The organism is Flavobacterium sp. LC2016-12 (assembly GCF_015351595.1).
Classification (GTDB): Bacteria; Bacteroidota; Bacteroidia; order Flavobacteriales; family Flavobacteriaceae; genus Flavobacterium.
In genome coordinates this window covers 90,339-107,025 of record NZ_JADKPT010000013.1, presented here as the reverse complement: position 1 = coordinate 107,025, position 16,687 = coordinate 90,339, and the positions used below count along the sequence as shown (strand labels likewise).

19 protein-coding genes are annotated in these 16,687 nt (G+C 33.6%); 7 read left to right on the top strand and 12 right to left on the bottom strand.

All coding sequences use genetic code 11. The annotated features are described in order from the left end of the window. Positions 1-20: 20 nt before the first annotated feature. Positions 21-731 carry a HesA/MoeB/ThiF family protein gene (locus IRZ99_RS18020; protein WP_194658569.1) on the top strand — a complete coding sequence of 237 codons (711 nt, stop codon included), beginning with the start codon at positions 21-23 and terminating at the stop codon, positions 729-731. Here the strand turns inward: IRZ99_RS18020 and IRZ99_RS18015 are convergent. The 4 genes from IRZ99_RS18015 to IRZ99_RS18000 all read right to left on the bottom strand — a co-directional run bounded on the left by IRZ99_RS18015 (position 728) and on the right by IRZ99_RS18000 (position 3,626). Continuing rightward, positions 728-1,522: an MOSC domain-containing protein gene (locus IRZ99_RS18015; protein ID WP_194658568.1), complete on the bottom strand. Its 795-nt coding sequence runs from the start codon at positions 1,520-1,522 to the stop codon at positions 728-730. The genes IRZ99_RS18020 and IRZ99_RS18015 overlap by 4 nt on opposite strands. Before the next feature lies 1 nt (position 1,523). After that, positions 1,524-2,162: a leucyl/phenylalanyl-tRNA--protein transferase gene (gene aat, locus IRZ99_RS18010; protein WP_194658567.1), complete on the bottom strand. Its 639-nt coding sequence runs from the start codon at positions 2,160-2,162 to the stop codon at positions 1,524-1,526. A gap of 186 nt (positions 2,163-2,348) precedes the next feature. Then, on the bottom strand, positions 2,349-2,720 hold the full coding sequence (locus IRZ99_RS18005; RefSeq protein ID WP_026983757.1) for a DUF3127 domain-containing protein: 372 nt from the start codon (positions 2,718-2,720) through the stop codon (positions 2,349-2,351). A 30-nt stretch (positions 2,721-2,750) separates the two neighbouring features. Continuing rightward, entirely contained in the window at positions 2,751-3,626 is an 876-nt protein-coding gene (locus tag IRZ99_RS18000; protein WP_194658566.1) for a flavin reductase family protein, read from the bottom strand. Positions 3,627-3,785: 159 nt separating this feature from the next. On the opposite strand from IRZ99_RS18000, the gene IRZ99_RS17995 reads away from it, so the two are divergent. Beyond that, positions 3,786-4,940: a PAS domain-containing sensor histidine kinase gene (locus IRZ99_RS17995; protein WP_194658565.1), complete on the top strand. Its 1,155-nt coding sequence runs from the start codon at positions 3,786-3,788 to the stop codon at positions 4,938-4,940. A 41-nt stretch (positions 4,941-4,981) separates the two neighbouring features. On the opposite strand, the gene IRZ99_RS17990 is transcribed toward IRZ99_RS17995, so the two are convergent. Both IRZ99_RS17990 and greA read right to left on the bottom strand, forming a co-directional pair. After that, complete coding sequence (locus tag IRZ99_RS17990) at positions 4,982-5,368, bottom strand: HIT family protein (RefSeq protein ID WP_194658564.1); 387 nt, start codon at positions 5,366-5,368, stop codon at positions 4,982-4,984. Between the two features lie 66 nt (positions 5,369-5,434). After that, the gene (gene greA, locus IRZ99_RS17985) at positions 5,435-5,911 is read right to left on the bottom strand and encodes a transcription elongation factor GreA (protein WP_029271926.1); all 477 of its coding nucleotides are present in this window, start codon (positions 5,909-5,911) and stop codon (positions 5,435-5,437) included. A gap of 156 nt (positions 5,912-6,067) precedes the next feature. On the opposite strand from greA, the gene IRZ99_RS17980 reads away from it, so the two are divergent. After that, complete coding sequence (locus IRZ99_RS17980) at positions 6,068-6,481, top strand: hypothetical protein (protein ID WP_194658563.1); 414 nt, start codon at positions 6,068-6,070, stop codon at positions 6,479-6,481. Between the two features lie 54 nt (positions 6,482-6,535). Here the strand turns inward: IRZ99_RS17980 and IRZ99_RS17975 are convergent, their stop codons facing one another. From IRZ99_RS17975 to IRZ99_RS17955, 5 genes are all read right to left on the bottom strand, one after another. Beyond that, entirely contained in the window at positions 6,536-8,668 is a 2,133-nt protein-coding gene (locus tag IRZ99_RS17975) for a TonB-dependent receptor (protein WP_228519119.1), read from the bottom strand. 280 nt (positions 8,669-8,948) lie between these two features. Beyond that, positions 8,949-9,353, bottom strand: a complete 405-nt coding sequence (gene arfB / locus IRZ99_RS17970; protein WP_194658561.1) for an alternative ribosome rescue aminoacyl-tRNA hydrolase ArfB — start codon at positions 9,351-9,353, stop codon at positions 8,949-8,951. Continuing rightward, on the bottom strand, positions 9,353-11,467 hold the full coding sequence (locus IRZ99_RS17965; protein ID WP_194658560.1) for a DUF4301 family protein: 2,115 nt from the start codon (positions 11,465-11,467) through the stop codon (positions 9,353-9,355). Before IRZ99_RS17965 ends, arfB begins: the two co-directional genes overlap by 1 nt. Continuing rightward, positions 11,428-12,051 carry a nicotinamide riboside transporter PnuC gene (gene pnuC, locus IRZ99_RS17960; RefSeq protein WP_194658559.1) on the bottom strand — a complete coding sequence of 208 codons (624 nt, stop codon included), beginning with the start codon at positions 12,049-12,051 and terminating at the stop codon, positions 11,428-11,430. Before pnuC ends, IRZ99_RS17965 begins: the two co-directional genes overlap by 40 nt. A gap of 24 nt (positions 12,052-12,075) precedes the next feature. Then, positions 12,076-12,804: a geranylgeranylglyceryl/heptaprenylglyceryl phosphate synthase gene (locus tag IRZ99_RS17955; protein WP_194658558.1), complete on the bottom strand. Its 729-nt coding sequence runs from the start codon at positions 12,802-12,804 to the stop codon at positions 12,076-12,078. 95 nt (positions 12,805-12,899) lie between these two features. On the opposite strand from IRZ99_RS17955, the gene IRZ99_RS17950 reads away from it, so the two are divergent. The 3 genes from IRZ99_RS17950 to IRZ99_RS17940 all read left to right on the top strand — a co-directional run bounded on the left by IRZ99_RS17950 (position 12,900) and on the right by IRZ99_RS17940 (position 14,260). Further along, complete coding sequence (locus IRZ99_RS17950; RefSeq protein ID WP_194658557.1) at positions 12,900-13,496, top strand: Crp/Fnr family transcriptional regulator; 597 nt, start codon at positions 12,900-12,902, stop codon at positions 13,494-13,496. Positions 13,497-13,577: 81 nt separating this feature from the next. Further along, on the top strand, positions 13,578-13,865 hold the full coding sequence (locus IRZ99_RS17945; protein ID WP_194658556.1) for a hypothetical protein: 288 nt from the start codon (positions 13,578-13,580) through the stop codon (positions 13,863-13,865). Continuing rightward, complete coding sequence (locus IRZ99_RS17940; protein WP_194658555.1) at positions 13,862-14,260, top strand: group III truncated hemoglobin; 399 nt, start codon at positions 13,862-13,864, stop codon at positions 14,258-14,260. The genes IRZ99_RS17945 and IRZ99_RS17940 overlap by 4 nt, the downstream gene beginning before the upstream one ends. A 72-nt stretch (positions 14,261-14,332) precedes the next feature. On the opposite strand, the gene IRZ99_RS17935 is transcribed toward IRZ99_RS17940, so the two are convergent. After that, on the bottom strand, positions 14,333-14,983 hold the full coding sequence (locus tag IRZ99_RS17935) for a 4'-phosphopantetheinyl transferase superfamily protein (RefSeq protein ID WP_194658554.1): 651 nt from the start codon (positions 14,981-14,983) through the stop codon (positions 14,333-14,335). Between the two features lie 300 nt (positions 14,984-15,283). On the opposite strand from IRZ99_RS17935, the gene ahcY reads away from it, so the two are divergent. Continuing rightward, on the top strand, positions 15,284-16,600 hold the full coding sequence (gene ahcY / locus IRZ99_RS17930; protein WP_026983772.1) for an adenosylhomocysteinase: 1,317 nt from the start codon (positions 15,284-15,286) through the stop codon (positions 16,598-16,600). Positions 16,601-16,687: the final 87 nt, after the last annotated feature.

Below are 16,687 nucleotides of genomic sequence, written 5' to 3'. Positions count from 1 at the left end.
ACTTTAAAACTTAAAAAAAAATGAGCATCATACAAGAATTTCTACGTTACAACCGACAAACCATCCTTCCCGAAATTGGCGATGAAGGACAGGAAAAACTCAAAAAAGCAAGAGTATTGGTCATTGGCGCTGGAGGCTTAGGCTGTCCAATTTTACAATATATTGCAACTGCAGGTGTTGGTTTTATTGGAATTATGGATTTTGATACTATTGAGATTCACAACTTACACAGACAGATATTATATACCGAAAATGAAATTGGGCAAGAGAAATCGCTTGTTGCAAAAGAAGTTGTTTCCAAACTAAATCCATTAATTAAAGTTGAAGCCATTAACGAAAAACTGACTTTAGAAAATGCTTCAACAATTATGCAGCAATACGATGTTATTGTAGATGGCTCTGATAATTTTGCAACCCGTTATTTGGTAAACGATACTTGTGTTGAATTTCAGAAACCTTTAGTCTACGGAAGCATTTTAAAATTTGAAGGTCAGGTTGCTGTTTTTAATTATAAGGGAAGTAAAAACCTGCGTGATTTATTCCCTGAAATGCCAAATCCCAAAGAGGTTCCAAATTGTAATTTGAATGGTGTTTTAGGAACCTTACCGGGAATTATTGGAACCATGATGGCGCACGAAACACTCAAGTTAATTTTAGAATTACCAACTTTAAAAAATGAATTGGTACTTTTTAATACGCTAAATTGGGGTTTTACAAAGTTAAATTTCTAAAAAACAACGGCATCACCAACGCTAATAACTCCTGAATTCAAACTCACAATATTAGTTCCGAATAAAACGGAGTTATTTACATTTCTGTATTTGCTTAAAGTCTTTAAAGGTTCTTTTTTCAACCGACCATTTGCAGGATTATTATTGACCATAATACATCTTCCGCAAGGCTTTATGTTTTTAAATTGAACTTCTCCGATTTTAAAAGTATCAAGATCATCTTCTTCATGTTCCTTTTGCGTACTGATTACAATGTTTGGACGAAATCTTTTTATCGTAATTTTTTCCGCCAATTTATCATTTAAAAAATCCAGACTTTCTGTACCAATCAACAAATATGGATATCCATCAGCAAGACTGACATTGAAAGTTTCTTTTAATCGGGAGCTTTCATGTTTGCGATCTCCATTTTTAATGATTTTAACCAGCTTACATTCAAAACCTAATTGTTCGCTGAACCATTTTGAAGTTGTCTGATTTACCTCAACAACTTCACTTTTATCATCCCACACATTGACTTTTATTGCATTTTCTAAATTTTCATCAATAGAGAATTCATGTTTTTGATCCTTAAAAGTAATGCTGATTTTTCCATCTGAAATCTGAGGATAAAACTGACTCATAATACGATGCTCTCTTTGTGTTATCATCTGATTTTCGACATCAATCAACATCCAACGACGATCGTTTTCAAAGCCCATTTCTTCTGCTTTAGCATTTTCACAACTAATTCCAGCCAAACTTTTTATCGGATAGATATAAATTTCTTTTACAACATGAATTGCACTCATTTTACTTACTTTTTAAAATAGACATAAATTCATAACGATCAATTTCGCGACAGCCTAAACTCTCTAAATGCGGATTATAAACCTGACAATCCAATAGCTTATAATTTTCTTTCTTTAACTTGTTTACCAAAGCGATAAAGGCCACTTTTGAAGCATTAGAAACTTTTGAAAACATACTTTCTCCACAAAAAACATCTCCTAAATCAATTCCGTACAAACCACCAACCAAAACCTCATCTTGCCAAACCTCAACTGATTTTGCAACTCCTTCTGCATGCAATTTGCAGTACGCTTCGATCATTTCGTTTGAAATCCAGGTTCCGTCCTGACCGTCGCGTTTTATTTTTTGACAATTCGAAATTACATCTTCAAAATTTTGATTAAAAGTAACTTTAAACTGATTGCGGTTCAAAATATTACGCATGCTTTTGGACATTATTAATTCATCCAAAAACAAAACCATTCTGGGATCTGGCGACCACCATAAAATAGGCTCTCCCTCATTAAACCATGGGAAAATTCCGCTTTGGTAAGCCAGCTTTAATCTTTCCGGATTTAAGTCACCACCAATTGCCAGAATACCTTCTTCATCGGTTTCTGAAACGGGAGGAAAAGCTATATCTTCAAATAAATAATACATCTTATAAAAAATTCCAATAATAAAAATCTAAATTCCAATGTTGAAAATCCCAAATTCCAAGCGCTTAGATAACCTTTGTCAAAGTTTTAAACTTTGACAAAGGTCTACATAATATAAAAAATTCCAAATCCCAATACACAGAATGATTTGGAATTTGGAATTTATATTTTTTGGAATTTAAACTTATTAGAAAGGCAAATCGTCCGGTTCGTCTTCGTTTAAGTTTGTTGCCGGAGCAAAAGCTTCTGCAGCTGGCATTGGAGCCGTTTGTGCAGGACCTTCTGGAGCTAATCTTTCGATTCTCCAACCTTGAATACTATTAAAATATCTGGTTTCTCCTTGTGGATTAACCCATTCTCTTCCTCTTAAATTGATAGAAACTTTAACAGCCTCACCTTGCTTGTAGCTGCTTAACAAATCGCACTTATCCTGAGTAAATTCAATCAAAATATGTTGAGGGTATTGCTCGTCTGTAGTAACAACCAACTCTCTTTTTTTGAATGCAGCACTAACTTGTTGCTCTGGATTAACCACTTTTACTTTTCCTGTAACTTCCATCTTCGTCTATATTAATTATTGTTTCTATTCTTATTTTTTGGCTAAAAGCACTTTCCAGGCCGATGAAATATCATCATTATTGAGATATTTTTTGGCTTCTAAATGAATTTTTTCCAGATCGTCTGAGCTCAAAACTCCTTTCACTGAAAAATTTTCTTTCACAAATATACTAACTTCTTCCGTTGTAGGCAAGGCTTCAATATTACCTAATTTTCCGAGATCATTTCCGTCAAAAACCAGACTTTCCTTGACGAAATTCGGAATTGCATCTACTCCGACCCCTAAAGTCGTTAGTGGTTTTGGTACTTCAAAAAGTCCTTGGTTTGATCTTGAGTACCAATTATTTCCGAGTCGTGAAACCAAATCAATTTTATGCTGATCAATACCACCATTTTCATCTAAAACTGCTTCGTGAATATGAATTTTCACTACTTCACACAAAACTAAATTTCCTGCTCCGCCTTTCATTCCTAACGGAATAATCTGCGTGACTTTGCACTCAAACTGAACCGGAGACTCTTTTACACGGTACGGTTTTACCAAATCTGACGGAATTTGTGTCAATCCCGCTTTGATAAATTCGTTTACACCTTCTGCATATTCTGTACTGGCTAAAGATGTTTGTTGTACTAAATCATAATTGACAACATTAATAACCACTTCGCGTGTTGCTTCGACATTAATCAGTGTATGTTTGACTGTATTATCGCGTACACGTCGTGCCGGTGAAAAAATCAAGATTGGCGGATTGGCACTAAATACATTAAAGAAACTAAAAGGCGACAAATTCGGAATTCCTTTTTCGCTCATTGTACTGGCAAATGCAATTGGTCTTGGTCCCACAGCACTTTGTAGATAACCATGTAATTTTGCCGTTGGAATCTCTTTTGGATTAATGCTAATCATATTTTTTCTTTTTAACCGAACCTCATTTCGGTATCTGCAAAAGTAGAAAAATCGTTTAATCCAAAGAAATACTTTAAGACATAAAAACAAAAATCTTTAGTAAATAACAAAATATAAAATGTGTTTATTTCGTTATATTTATACCTCAAAAAAATACCTATGTCTTTTTCAGAAAGAAGAAATACTACCCGCTGGATTATCATTTCCATTTCCTTCTTAATCATTTCTCTGATTCTCTGGAATACCTATATCTTTTTTCAGGTTTTCAAAAACGAGGAAAGGTTAAAAATGAATCTTTTAGCCAATGCACAAAAAGCCTTGGTTAATGCAGATGAAAACACAGACTTAGATTTACCACTTGAGATTTTAAACAACAATCATTCGGTTCCTGTAATGCTAACGATGTATGGCGATAAAATTATCAGTTCTGTCAATGTACCTGAAAGAATAATGGAAGACGAAGAAAAATCCCTTTCCTATTTAAATAATCTAAAGCGAGAGAATGATCCAATTGTTATTGAATATGCTCCGGGAAAATTTCAGAAATTATATTATGGTAATTCTGAGCTAATCAATAAACTCAAATATTACCCGATTGCTTTACTGCTGATTATCGTTTTGTTTGGTGCCCTAATTTATAATTTTTACAAAAGCACTAAAATGGCCACTCAAAACAAGCTATGGGCTGGTATGGCAAAAGAAACGGCTCACCAAATTGGCACTCCACTTTCGTCTTTAATTGGCTGGGTTGAAATTTTAAAAACAGAAGAAATCGATCCATCCATAACATTGGAAATTGAAAAAGATATTGATCGATTGCAAACCATTACAGATCGTTTTTCAAAAATTGGTTCCGTTCCTGCTTTAGAATTACATGATGTCGTTTCTGAGACTTTAAATAGCTATGAATATCTGCAATCACGCTTTTCAAAACAAGTCACTTTTTCTTATGACGCTCCAAAAGAGCCGGTTTTAGCCATGATAAATCCAACGCTTCATAGCTGGACGATTGAGAATCTAGTTAAAAATGCCATTGATGCCATGAAAGGAAAAGGAACTTTAGATCTTCAAATTGAACAAGATGCACATCATGTTAAAATAAACATTAAAGATTCAGGAACCGGAATTTTAAAAAAACAATTCAAAACTATTTTTGAACCAGGTTTTACAACCAAAAAACGAGGTTGGGGATTAGGACTTTCTTTGACGAAAAGAATTGTAGAAGAATATCACCGGGGAAAAATAAAGGTTTTACAGTCTGAAATTGGAAAAGGAACCACATTTCAGATTTCACTAAATAAAAAAGAGCAGTAAAATTTTTATTTACTGCTCTTTTTATTTTATTTCAGAATCTATTACAAATTCGACTGAATGCTTTTTGCTAAAGCCTCAAATTCTTCTTTAGAAAGCGATACTTTATTTTGAAAACGCATTTCATCCATATGGTTCAAAGGAATCAAATGAACGTGTGCATGAGGCACTTCCAAACCAACAACTGCCATTCCGACTCTTTTGCAAGGAACCGTTTTTTCTAAAGCAATCGCAATTTTTTTAGAGAACTTCATTAAGCCTAAATACAATTCATCCTCCATATCAAAAATCTTATCGATTTCCTGTTTTGGAATACAAAGCGTGTGTCCTTTTGCATTTGGATTAACATCTAAAAAAGCTAAATAATTATCGTCTTCAGCAATTTTATATGAAGGAATTTCTCCGTTTACTATTTTTGTGAATATTGACATCGTTTATTCGTTTATTTGGTTAATCGTTTAACCGATTGAACGATTAAACAATTAAACTTAAAAAAATTAGTCTCTTGAGATTTCAAGAATTTCAAATTTAAGAACTCCGTTTGGTACTGTAATTTCAGCTACTTCTCCAACAGATTTCCCTAGTAAACCTTTTCCAATAGGAGACGTTACCGAGATTTTTCCAGTTTTAAGGTCAGCTTCGCTTTCAGCAACAAGCGTATATTTCATTTCCATTCCGTTGCTTTGGTTCTTAATTTTTACATTAGAAAGCACCAATGCTTTCGAAACATCTAATTGTGATTCGTCAATTAATCTGGCGTTAGAATACACTTCTTCCAGCTTAGCAATTCTCATTTCTAATAAACCCTGTGCTTCTTTTGCTGCATCATATTCGGCGTTTTCAGATAAATCGCCTTTATCTCTTGCCTCTGCTATATCTTGAGATGCCTTCGGACGCATTACACTTTTTAAATGCTCCAACTCATCTTTCAATTTTTTTAATCCTTCTGCGGTATAATAAGATACTTTACTCATAACTTCATCGTTTATATAAATACAAAAAATCCCATCGGGACGGGATTTTGTATTACAAATATACTATTATTTTTAATAGTACATAATTATATGTTAATCATATAAAATTCAAAACTAAATAATTTATTTTTGTTTCTCCAATTCTTATTTAAACTAATGAAAAAAATCTGGCTATTAATCGTATTTGTTTCTATTCTTTTCTCGTGTAGTGATAGTGAAAGAAGCAATAATAATCCAAACATACCTAATTACTCTGTAAACTTATCTGTAGATATGAATCTGCCTGCTTATTCCAATCTTAAATTTGTGAGTAATGGAGTTATTGTCCCAAATTTTGGAGCAAAAGGAGTTATTATATTTAACGCCGGAGGCACTTATAACGCTTTTGATGCTGCGTGCCCAAATCAGGCTATAAATTCCTGTACTGCTATGACTATAAATGGAATCAATGCTTTATGTTCTTGTGATAAAACAGAATATAGTTTATTTACTGGGCTTGGAGGGAAAGAATATCCTCTAAAGCAATATAAAGTAGAAGTTACGGGAACACTGATTCACGTTTATAATTAAAAACAAAAAAGCCTGAAAGTTTTAAATTTCAGGCTTTTTTGTTTTTGGACTATTTTAGAATTTCAAAGTCAGTCCGGCTAAGAAATTAATTCCCGCCTGTGGATAATAGTACGGATAAACATCCCACATATATCCGTTTGAAACATATTTCTTATCTAAAATATTATTTACCAATCCCGTAATCATTATTGATTTGAAGACAGATTTTGGTCTAATCTCGTACGACACATTCAAATCGTTTACAAAATAATCTGCCAGTTTTGCTGATGGCAATTCGATATTGTTCATGTATTGCTCACCAACATATTTCTGCAATAACGAAATGTGCAAACTCTCAAGTGGGCTGTAAACAATTATATTACCTGCTATTACTTCTGGAGAATAGGCAATTTTAGTTGTGCCGTAATTCTGGCCTTCAACAGCCAGATCAACATTTTTATTACTGCTTAAAGTAAAGTTTGGACGAAGCAAGAATTTCTCTGAAAGTTTAATTGTGGCATCTACTTCAAATCCTAAACGGTAACTTTTATCTGTGTTTGAACGAATTGGCGCACCAACATCGTCTAGTCTTCCAGTTAAAATCAACTGGTCTTTGTAGGCCATATAGTAGAAATTCGAATTCAGTTGAAATTTCTCCGAATTGAATCTCCAGCCTAATTCAAAATCATTTAGTTTTTCCGGTTTAACATTTCCGCCTTCATAATCCGTTCTGTTTGGTTCACGATTGGCTCTTGCGTAGGAGAAATAAAGTGTGTTTTTTTGATTGATTTCATAATTCAAACCTGCTTTCGGATTAAAGAAATTGAAATTATCATCAACCAAACCAGTGTCTGCACTATTAGATTTGTATTTTACATTTCTGTATTGTAAATCACCATAAAAGCTCAATTTTTCTGTGAATTGATAATTGGCTTTAGCGAAAATATTTCCATCTGTTTTAGTGGAGAAATCATCGTAATAATGATCGCCTAATTCTGATTGAGCAGAATTTCTAGCCCAAATTACTTTTCCGAAATGATCGCCCTCGTATTTATTCCAGCCTCCGCCAAAAATAACATCCAGCTTTTCGTCTTTGTATTTTACAGAAAAAGTGGTTCCGTAAAAATCATTGTCCAGCCATTTCTGACGAATTAAATCAGTCCCGGGAACTAATTCTCCGTTGTCATTCTCAACCATTTTAGTAGGCTCAATTGGTCCATATCCTTCAATTGGTTCATCATATTTATAATTTTCGTAGTATCCTTTTCCTTTTGTATAATGAACAGCTAAGTTGGAGCTCCATTTGTCTGAGAATGATTCACTCCAATGCAATTGATAATGATCTTGCTGGTAGTTATCGGTTTCATTATCGTAAAAACGAATGTTTCCAGATTCGTCGATATACATTCCGGAAGAATTAAAAGTACGATCTGCGTTTAGGGTTTCAGCATCAATTCCATTCCAGGATTGATATGTTTTTTCTGTTCCGCCAAAAACCAATGCTTTAATCAAAGTTGTTTTACCAACATAAGTTCCTTGTAAAAAATACGATTTCAAATCAGAACTTGCTCTGTCTATATAACCATCCGATTTGATTCTGGACAAACGTCCAGCCAACTCAAAATGATCGTTTAATAAACCTGTACTAAATTTTACTGTTTGTTTTTGAGAATTAAAACTTCCATAAGAACCTGAAATTTCACCATTGGCTTTTGAAGCATAATTATCTGTCAGCATATTCAAACTGGCACCAAAAGCACCTGAACCATTAGTTGAAGTTCCTACACCTCTCTGCAATTGTAAACTCTCAACAGAAGAAGCAAAATCAGGCATATTTACCCAAAATGTCCCCTGACTTTCAGCATCATTGTATGGAATTCCGTTGATGGTAACATTAACACGTGTTGCATCGCTTCCGCGGACGCGAATTCCAGTGTACCCCATTCCGTTACCAGCGTCAGAAGTTGTAACAACAGAAGGCATATAATTCATAAGAATTGGAATATCCTGCCCCAAGTTTCTGTATTTGATGTCTTTTTTATCCAAATTACTAAACGTAACCGGCGTTTTTGTCGTAACACGAACTGCAGAGACCAAAACCTCATCAAGAGAATTTACTTTGGTAGAATCTTTTTCCTGCTCCTGAGCGAAAGAAAATAGAGAAAAGAGAAAAGAAAATAGAGAAAAGAAAATAGACTTTTGGTTCATCTTTGAACCTTTGTAACTTAGCACCTTAGTACCTTTAAGAGAAGTTTTCATCCGTAAAAAAATTACGAATAAAAGGGGGAATTATTCTTTTTGTTAAATTAATAAATGTGTTTCTTACGACAAGATATAGTGTGCACGCTAACCATTGTCGTTTTTTCCCTTAGCAACATTACTCGCTCAGGTTCTTTGGGTATGATCTCAGCTCGTTATTTAGAGCACCCCTTTGAGACAGTGCAAATGTAGAGTTAAAAAATCCAAAAATCAAATTCCAAATTAGAATTCAATCTAAATTTGGCTTTCTTCTTGATTGTTTTATTTCAGAAATATTCTTTTTATCCTTAATTCGTTTTTTAATTACAGATTTTGGAATCTTGGTTGCTTTTCTGATTTTCGGAACATGCAATCCTTTTTTGATTATTTCCAGAAAACGTTTTACAACAATATCTTTATTTTTAAGCTGGCTGCGATCTTCGTCACAATTTAAAATCAGAATGTTTTCAGTAGTTAAGCGTGGTGCAATATTCAGCAATAAAAGTGCTTTTTCTTCTTCAGACAAGGCTTGCGATGCATTCAGATCAAAAGTTAGCACCACTTTTGATGATACTTTGTTTACGTTTTGTCCACCGGCGCCACTGCTTCGAACGGCTTTAAAACTTAATTCTGATATGATTTTTTCAATATCCATTATTGCGGTTGATGTGCTGCTTTTAATAAATCGTTTACTGTTTTCACCGGATTAAAAGTTATCAAAGGAACTGCAACAAAAACAGTTAACCAGTTTGCCATTGCTCCATTCCATAAACCGGGTAATTCATAACTTTTAACTGTTTTTCCGTCAATACTTTTTTCTACAATAAATCCAGCTTTATGATCGACAAACTGAGTCAGATCAAACTTTTGCTTTTTATAATTTTTAATACCGCAGATTAAATCAACAGGATTAAAATGAGTTGCTTCTGCTAAAATTTGAAGTTGTTTTTTATTCATTACATCTACTTGCGATGTTTCTACGATTTGAAGTGAAATATTTCCTTTTTCATTCATTACCCAAAATGGTCCGCCTCCAGGTTCTCCTTCATTTTTAACCATTCCACAAACGCGGATTGGGCGATCTAGCAACTCCTTAATTTTGATGATTTTATTTTCAAAAGTAAATTTATTAAAATCATTAGTTAGACGAATGTTTAAGTCTTGTCTTAAAAAGTCAACAATTTCATTGACATCATTTTCTTTAATTTCATTGTTTTCAATGGCAGTTAAATAACCAAAAACTTTATGCTGTGTTTCGATTAAAATTCCTGCCAAAGACTTTTTGTACAACGTAATTTTATCGATATGGTTTTGAATTACGTTATCTATATTCTTAATAAAAATGATATCAGAATCTAATTTGTTCAAATTTTCAATTAGTGCTCCGTGGCCTCCAGGTCTAAAAACCAGCGCTCCATCTTTATTTCGAACTGCTTTATTATGAACATCAACTGTAATAGAATCAGTACTCTTACTTTGATAAGAATATCCAATATTAATCTTAGTCTCAGAATCTTTTTCTATTTTATCTTTAACAAAATCAATAGCCTCTTCAAACTGAGTTTGATGATTTTCTGAAACCGTAAAATGAAGATTTGATGTTTTTCCTGCAGTTGCATAATGTACACATTCGTTCAAATGTTCTTCTATGGGATTTGCAAGATGCGTCTTATATTGATGAAATGGTAAAACCGCTTTTGGCTTGCTTGCAAAATCAAAATAATCAGGAGACAGCAATACCTTTATAAAATAGTAATTTTTATAATCCCTATCCAGGGTTTCAAAATCAGGATAAATTTCTCTAAGTTTTTTATCTATAGTTTCAAAAAAAGGAAATTTATCCATTGCTACTATAAAAATCGAGAGATCACTATCTTTTTTTCTGTTTATATAAGCGTTTATTGTTTCTTTATGAATATCAAAATCATTCAAAAACGCATTCAAAAACTTAAACATTCTACTCGCAGCTCCAGACGCAGGAACAAACTTTTTTAGCTTTAATTTCGACTTTTGACTATCAAAAAAAATAGCTTTTTGCTCAAGTTCAGAATCTGAAAGACTTACAATACCATCATTGATAGTTGCGGGGCTTATTAAATTGCTTTTTGCAATTCCGTTTTTAAAAATCTCCAATTGATTCAGTATATTCTCAAATGGTATTTCGTGATCGTAAATCTGGACAAAATCAACAGAAGAAAAACCTTTTTCTTTAGCTATTGTCAAATTATGTATGATTGAAGTTGCTTTTGCTAAACGGCATTCCTTGTTTCCGGAAAGTGTTATAAAAGGTTTTTTGGTATCGATTAGCGTTTGCTTAAAAACAGAGAAAACAGTTTCTCTTCCATCCGGTGTATCTCTAATATCGTCTTTTTCCCAAGGAACATCAATATCTGTTAAAAAGAACAAATCATATTCGTGTTTAAGTGCAGCTTCATTTAATAAAGGATCACAGAAACCGTAATACATTTCAGAAAAAACTTTAGTGACCATTAAGTTAGTATCACAAAACAAATATTTATTTGCTGTAGATAACTTTTGATTTTCTAATTCTGTTTGTCCGTATGCGATGGGCATCATATCATCAGCCACACAGATGTGCTGGTTTTCTTCCCACTTTTCTTGTAGATAATCGCGTGCAAACTCAGGAACCCATTCAGTTTCATAGTAATCTGCCAATTGTTTCGCCAAAGTTGTTTTTCCTGTACTTTCAGGACCAAATAAGGCAATTTTTATGATAGCTGTTTTTTGCTGTCTAAGATTTTTCTCCATTCTAAATAAGCTGAAATAGCTAAAATTGTAAAAATTAAATATTGAAGTGACAACATCCCTAAGCCGCGATAAGCATAAAGTGGCACTACAATAATATCACCAATAATCCAAAGTGTCCAGTTTTCGATTTTTTTCCTGGCCATGTACCACATGCCTGCAAAAAATATCCCGGACGAAATCATATCGACATAATTGTCGGTTTTAATTTCGTAATCAAAATATTTATAAATCCCGAAAACTACAAAAACAGTTACAAAAAACAGTAAGATTCCAATTATTTTTTCATTAAGATTTGTACGAGTAATTGGTAAATTGTCTACTGTCGTTCCGCCTTTTCCCCATAAATACCAACCGTAAATGCTCATAATCGAGAAATAACCGTTAATAATCATATCTCCTATGTAACCTGCAATATATAATAGATAAACCGAAATTACGGTAGCGATTAATCCTGTTGGGTAAACCCAGATATTCTCTTTTTTAGCAAACCAGACACTTAAAATTCCGCAGACAAATACTAAAAACTCTAATGCAATATGCCATAGCGGTGCGTTTTTATAGCTGTCAAGAAAAAAATCAATCATTTGGTTGGGTTATTTGGTTATGATTTAGGCTTCAAAAAAATGACTGTCGTTTTCAAAAGCAGTTCCTATAACTACTAAATCGGCGCCAGCTTTATAGGCATTCTGAATTCCGTGCAAATCTACAATTCCTCCGCCAACAATTATAGGAATTTCGACATTTTGCGCTATTAACTGTATCATTTCCAGAGGCACTGCATTTTTAGCTCCACTTCCAGCCTCCAAATACATTAATTTATTACCCAGCATTTCCCCAGCCTGTGCTGTGGCCAGAACTAAATCAAGGTTTTCACGTTTAAGCGGCTTTGTTTTACTTACCCGCGCTACTGCCGTTTCGTTGCCACTTTCTATTAAAATATATCCTGTTGAAATAACTTCAAGATTCGTCTTTTTCAGAATTGGCGCCGCCTGAACCTGATATTCAATTAAATAATCCGGATTTCGACCTGACAATAATGATAAGAACAAAATGGCATCAGCCTGAGGGGAAATCTGCGAAGGATCACCGGGAAATATCACAACGGGCAAATTTGTTTTTTGTTTTAATTCGGCAAGCAACTCTTCTAAAATGGTAGCCTGAACAATACTTCCTCCCACAAAAATGTGTGTTGCTGGTGATTGCTTTATTTTATTTAATAAATGATCTAAATTTTCCCATACAATTTTATCCGGATCTAAAAGTACGGCCAGCAATTTTTGCCCCTTCTTTTTAGCTTCCAAAATCTGTTGGTGTATGTTGGATATTCTTTGTTTCATAGCGGGCGTAAAAGTAAAAGTTTTTTAATGCAGAAGAACTATTTTGAATGAATTATATTTGTACAATAGCTTTTGACAACTAAATAAATGAAAGCATGATTGCTCCTGAATTGTTAGAAAAATATGGCGCCTTAAAGAAGTCTTTCGACAAAAATGAAATTATTTTTGAAGAAGGGAATTTGCCAACTCATTATTATCAGATTCTTTTCGGAGAGGTAAAAATGAGCAATTATAATGACGATGGCCGCGAATTCATTCAGGGAATTTTTTATAAAGAACAATCTTTTGGTGAACCTCCCCTATTTTTAAATCAAAATTATCCGGCAAATGCTATTGCGGTTGACAATTCAGAAATTCTTCTTCTTCCTAAAAGCAATTTCCTGAAACTACTGAAAGAAAATCCGTCAATAAGCCTTAAAATAATAGAGAATTTAGCACAGCGCTTGTATTACAAATCGGTTATGGCGGCAGAAATGTCTACTCAGGAACCCGAACATCGTGTTTTGAAATTAATTGACCACGGAATCGCCTATTTTAATTTCAAGAAAGATGTCAACGGTTACCTCATCAATTTCACCAGACAACAAATTGGAGACTTAACCGGTTTACGTGTTGAAACCGTAATCAGAACCATAAAAGCTTTAGAGAAAAAGGGTCTGTTGAAGATTATAAACAGAAAAGTATACAGATAAAATAGTTGCTGTTTTATGATTAAAGTCATAAAATGAAGATGTATTGTGCCTGTACCTTTGTAGTATAAAAATCTCAATATCATGACACTATATCAAACAACATTCGAAAATTTTAATAAAAATTATATGGGTTCAGCAGCAATGGCTGTAATTGGTCAAAGCTGTTTAGGCGGTGCCGCTGCGATGTATATTCTTTCACACGGAACTTCTATTGGACAAATGATTCAACTGGCTATTATTGTATTGGCTTGTGTTTTTGCTAATACTTCAATCTTGGCGCAAATGAAACATAAAGTAGTTTTCAACCTTATTATTTTAAGTGCTCTATTAAGTGTTTTCCTAATATTTCTGAATAGTTTTGTACTATGAAAAAGCAAATAGAAAATAGAACTGATGTCGAATTTTTAGTACATCAGTTCTATGCTAAAATAAGAGCCGATGAAGAAATTGGTTTTTATTTTAATACTATGATTAAAGACTGGGACGCACATCTCGAAAAACTGACTGATTTTTGGGAAACCAATTTATTTGCAGTCAAAAAATACAAAGGCAATCCTAATGCCGTGCACAATGAAGTTGATGCTCGTTTTGATGGCAAAATCACTTCGAATGAATTCGGAATCTGGCTTAACTATTGGTTTCAGACTTTAGACGAATATTTTGAAGGAGAAAATGTAGATACCCTTAAACGCCGCGCCCGAAAAATGAGTACATTTTTATATATGAGTATGTTTGAGCACCGTAAAAAAGGAAGTGAGATTTAGTTTTTGTCATTGAAATGACAAGATTGTGCCTCACACAAATCCGCAGAGTTTGGAATTTGGGATTTATTGAAATTATTTCTCAAAAGCATAAACCAAAGTAAATTTCCCTTCAAAATTATCAGACTTGATTTCTTCATAATGAACATCAAAATCTTTTACCAAATCATCAAAATGAAGGCTTGAGACAGTTTGTTCTTTATCCAAAGAAAAATCGCCAACTCTAATATGATCTTTAAAGCTGATTCCTTTTTCGTTTCTGATTTTAAAGATTGCTTCTTTTGCTCCCCAGATTACAGTAAGTTTCTTGATGTATTCTTCAGAAACATTCGGATTTAAATATTCAAATTCGGTATCAACAAATTTATCAGCGATTTTACGGATTTTTTCGCGCTGTAATTCCATGTCAATTCCAACCGTTTCGTGACTAATGATAATGGCTGCAAAATGATAGGAATGTGTAATTGAAATATAATTATGACAATCAAAATAAGGTTTCCCGAATTCATCATAATGTAAATCTTTATCGGTAAAACCCATTTCCTGAATCAGCATACGAACGCTTAAAAAAGCACGCTGATGCAACTGAGATTTCATTCCGTTTAACCTCAACTGTGTTTTTTCTTTCAAAACTACTTTGCTTAATAACTCTTCGAAAGATTCGGTTATTTCCCAAATTAAAAGTTTGGTCGTTTTGTTACACTGTATGGTTTTAAATAAAGGCATTCGTTCTCTTATGTTTTATGGGGTTTAATTTTTTAAACCATATAAGTCATATAAGTAAATATAATTTTAGGGTCTAAAAAATGTCTTTAGTAAATTTAAGTAATTCGGAATTTAAAAAGTAGTAATGAAGAATCTTTTTTAAATGACCTTATATCACTTATATGGTGAAAACCAATTCATAAACTAATGTTCTAAAGATTAAGAAATTAAACATTTCACAAATCTGACAGAAATAGTAAAAATTCCAAAGGTATTCCGTAAATTTGCAAAAATTTTACAATATACAAATATACACTATAAATGAGTACTACAACTACGCCTTATGTGGCTTTCAAAGTAAAAGACATTTCTCTAGCGGCTTGGGGAAGAAAAGAAATTGAACTAGCTGAAGCTGAAATGCCAGGTTTAATGGCACTTCGTGCTGAATACAAAGACGAACAACCTCTTGCAGGTGCTCGTATCGCTGGATGTTTGCACATGACGATTCAAACTGCTGTTTTGATCGAAACTTTAATTGCTCTTGGTGCTGAAGTTACTTGGTCTTCTTGTAATATTTTCTCTACTCAGGATCAGGCTGCTGCTGCTATTGCTGCTGCAGGAATTCAGGTTTATGCATGGAAAGGTCTTGATGAGCAATCATTTGACTGGTGTATTGAGCAAACTTTATTCTTTGGTGAAGACAGAAAACCATTGAACATGATTTTGGATGATGGTGGAGATTTAACAAACATGGTTATTGACCGTTTCCCAGAATTGGTTCCTGGAATCAAAGGTTTATCTGAAGAAACTACAACTGGAGTTCACAGACTTTACGAAAGAGTAAAAGCTGGAACTTTACCAATGCCTGCTATCAACATTAACGATTCTGTTACTAAATCTAAATTTGATAACAAATACGGTTGTAAAGAATCTGCTGTAGATGCAGTTCGTCGTGCAACTGACTTAATGTTAGCTGGAAAAAGAGTAATCGTTTGTGGATACGGTGATGTTGGAAAAGGAACTGCTGCTTCTTTCAGAGGTGCAGGATCTATTGTAACTGTTACTGAAATCGATCCAATTTGTGCTTTACAAGCTGCAATGGACGGTTATGAAGTTAAAAAATTAAACACTGTTATTGCTAATGCTGATATTATCATTACTACTACAGGAAATAAAGATATCGTTCTTGGAGAGCACTTCGAGCAAATGAAAGACAAAACTGTTGTTTGTAACATTGGACACTTTGATAACGAAATTGATATGGCTTGGTTGAACAAAAACCACGGTGCATCTAAAATCGAAATCAAACCTCAGGTTGACAAATATACAATCGCTGGAAAAGATATCATCATCTTGGCTGAAGGTCGTTTAGTAAACCTTGGTTGTGCTACAGGTCACCCAAGTTTTGTAATGAGTAACTCATTTACAAACCAAACTTTGGCTCAAATCGAATTATGGAAAAACAGCGCTGCTTACAACAATGACGTTTACATGTTACCTAAACATTTAGATGAAAAAGTTGCTGCTTTACACTTAGCTAAATTAGGAGTTGAATTGGAAACTTTACGTGACGATCAGGCTGCTTATATTGGTGTTCCGGTTGAAGGTCCATTCAAACCAGAGTACTACAGATACTAGTAAATTTTAGATTTCTGAATTTAGATTTTAGATTCTAAATCTGAATCTCTTTAATACATATTTCAAACCCGATAGATTTTAAAAATC

What these genes read in the sequence shown, in the direction of transcription:
- IRZ99_RS17935 (WP_194658554.1), bottom strand. Translation starts at nt 14,983, where the DNA reads ATGCCTTTATTTAAAACCATACAGTGTAACAAAACGACCAAACTTTTA.
- pnuC (WP_194658559.1), bottom strand. Translation starts at nt 12,051, where the DNA reads ATGATTGATTTTTTTCTTGACAGCTATAAAAACGCACCGCTATGGCAT.
- IRZ99_RS17940 (WP_194658555.1), top strand. Translation starts at nt 13,862, where the DNA reads ATGAAAAAGCAAATAGAAAATAGAACTGATGTCGAATTTTTAGTACAT.
- ahcY (WP_026983772.1), top strand. Translation starts at nt 15,284, where the DNA reads ATGAGTACTACAACTACGCCTTATGTGGCTTTCAAAGTAAAAGACATT.
- IRZ99_RS18020 (WP_194658569.1), top strand. Translation starts at nt 21, where the DNA reads ATGAGCATCATACAAGAATTTCTACGTTACAACCGACAAACCATCCTT.
- IRZ99_RS18015 (WP_194658568.1), bottom strand. Translation starts at nt 1,522, where the DNA reads ATGAGTGCAATTCATGTTGTAAAAGAAATTTATATCTATCCGATAAAA.
- arfB (WP_194658561.1), bottom strand. Translation starts at nt 9,353, where the DNA reads ATGGATATTGAAAAAATCATATCAGAATTAAGTTTTAAAGCCGTTCGA.
- IRZ99_RS17950 (WP_194658557.1), top strand. Translation starts at nt 12,900, where the DNA reads ATGATTGCTCCTGAATTGTTAGAAAAATATGGCGCCTTAAAGAAGTCT.
- IRZ99_RS18005 (WP_026983757.1), bottom strand. Translation starts at nt 2,720, where the DNA reads ATGGAAGTTACAGGAAAAGTAAAAGTGGTTAATCCAGAGCAACAAGTT.
- greA (WP_029271926.1), bottom strand. Translation starts at nt 5,911, where the DNA reads ATGAGTAAAGTATCTTATTATACCGCAGAAGGATTAAAAAAATTGAAA.
- IRZ99_RS17990 (WP_194658564.1), bottom strand. Translation starts at nt 5,368, where the DNA reads ATGTCAATATTCACAAAAATAGTAAACGGAGAAATTCCTTCATATAAA.
- aat (WP_194658567.1), bottom strand. Translation starts at nt 2,162, where the DNA reads ATGTATTATTTATTTGAAGATATAGCTTTTCCTCCCGTTTCAGAAACC.
- IRZ99_RS17995 (WP_194658565.1), top strand. Translation starts at nt 3,786, where the DNA reads ATGTCTTTTTCAGAAAGAAGAAATACTACCCGCTGGATTATCATTTCC.
- IRZ99_RS17955 (WP_194658558.1), bottom strand. Translation starts at nt 12,804, where the DNA reads ATGAAACAAAGAATATCCAACATACACCAACAGATTTTGGAAGCTAAA.
- IRZ99_RS17945 (WP_194658556.1), top strand. Translation starts at nt 13,578, where the DNA reads ATGACACTATATCAAACAACATTCGAAAATTTTAATAAAAATTATATG.
- IRZ99_RS18000 (WP_194658566.1), bottom strand. Translation starts at nt 3,626, where the DNA reads ATGATTAGCATTAATCCAAAAGAGATTCCAACGGCAAAATTACATGGT.
- IRZ99_RS17980 (WP_194658563.1), top strand. Translation starts at nt 6,068, where the DNA reads ATGAAAAAAATCTGGCTATTAATCGTATTTGTTTCTATTCTTTTCTCG.
- IRZ99_RS17975 (WP_228519119.1), bottom strand. Translation starts at nt 8,668, where the DNA reads ATGAACCAAAAGTCTATTTTCTTTTCTCTATTTTCTTTTCTCTTTTCT.
- IRZ99_RS17965 (WP_194658560.1), bottom strand. Translation starts at nt 11,467, where the DNA reads ATGGAGAAAAATCTTAGACAGCAAAAAACAGCTATCATAAAAATTGCC.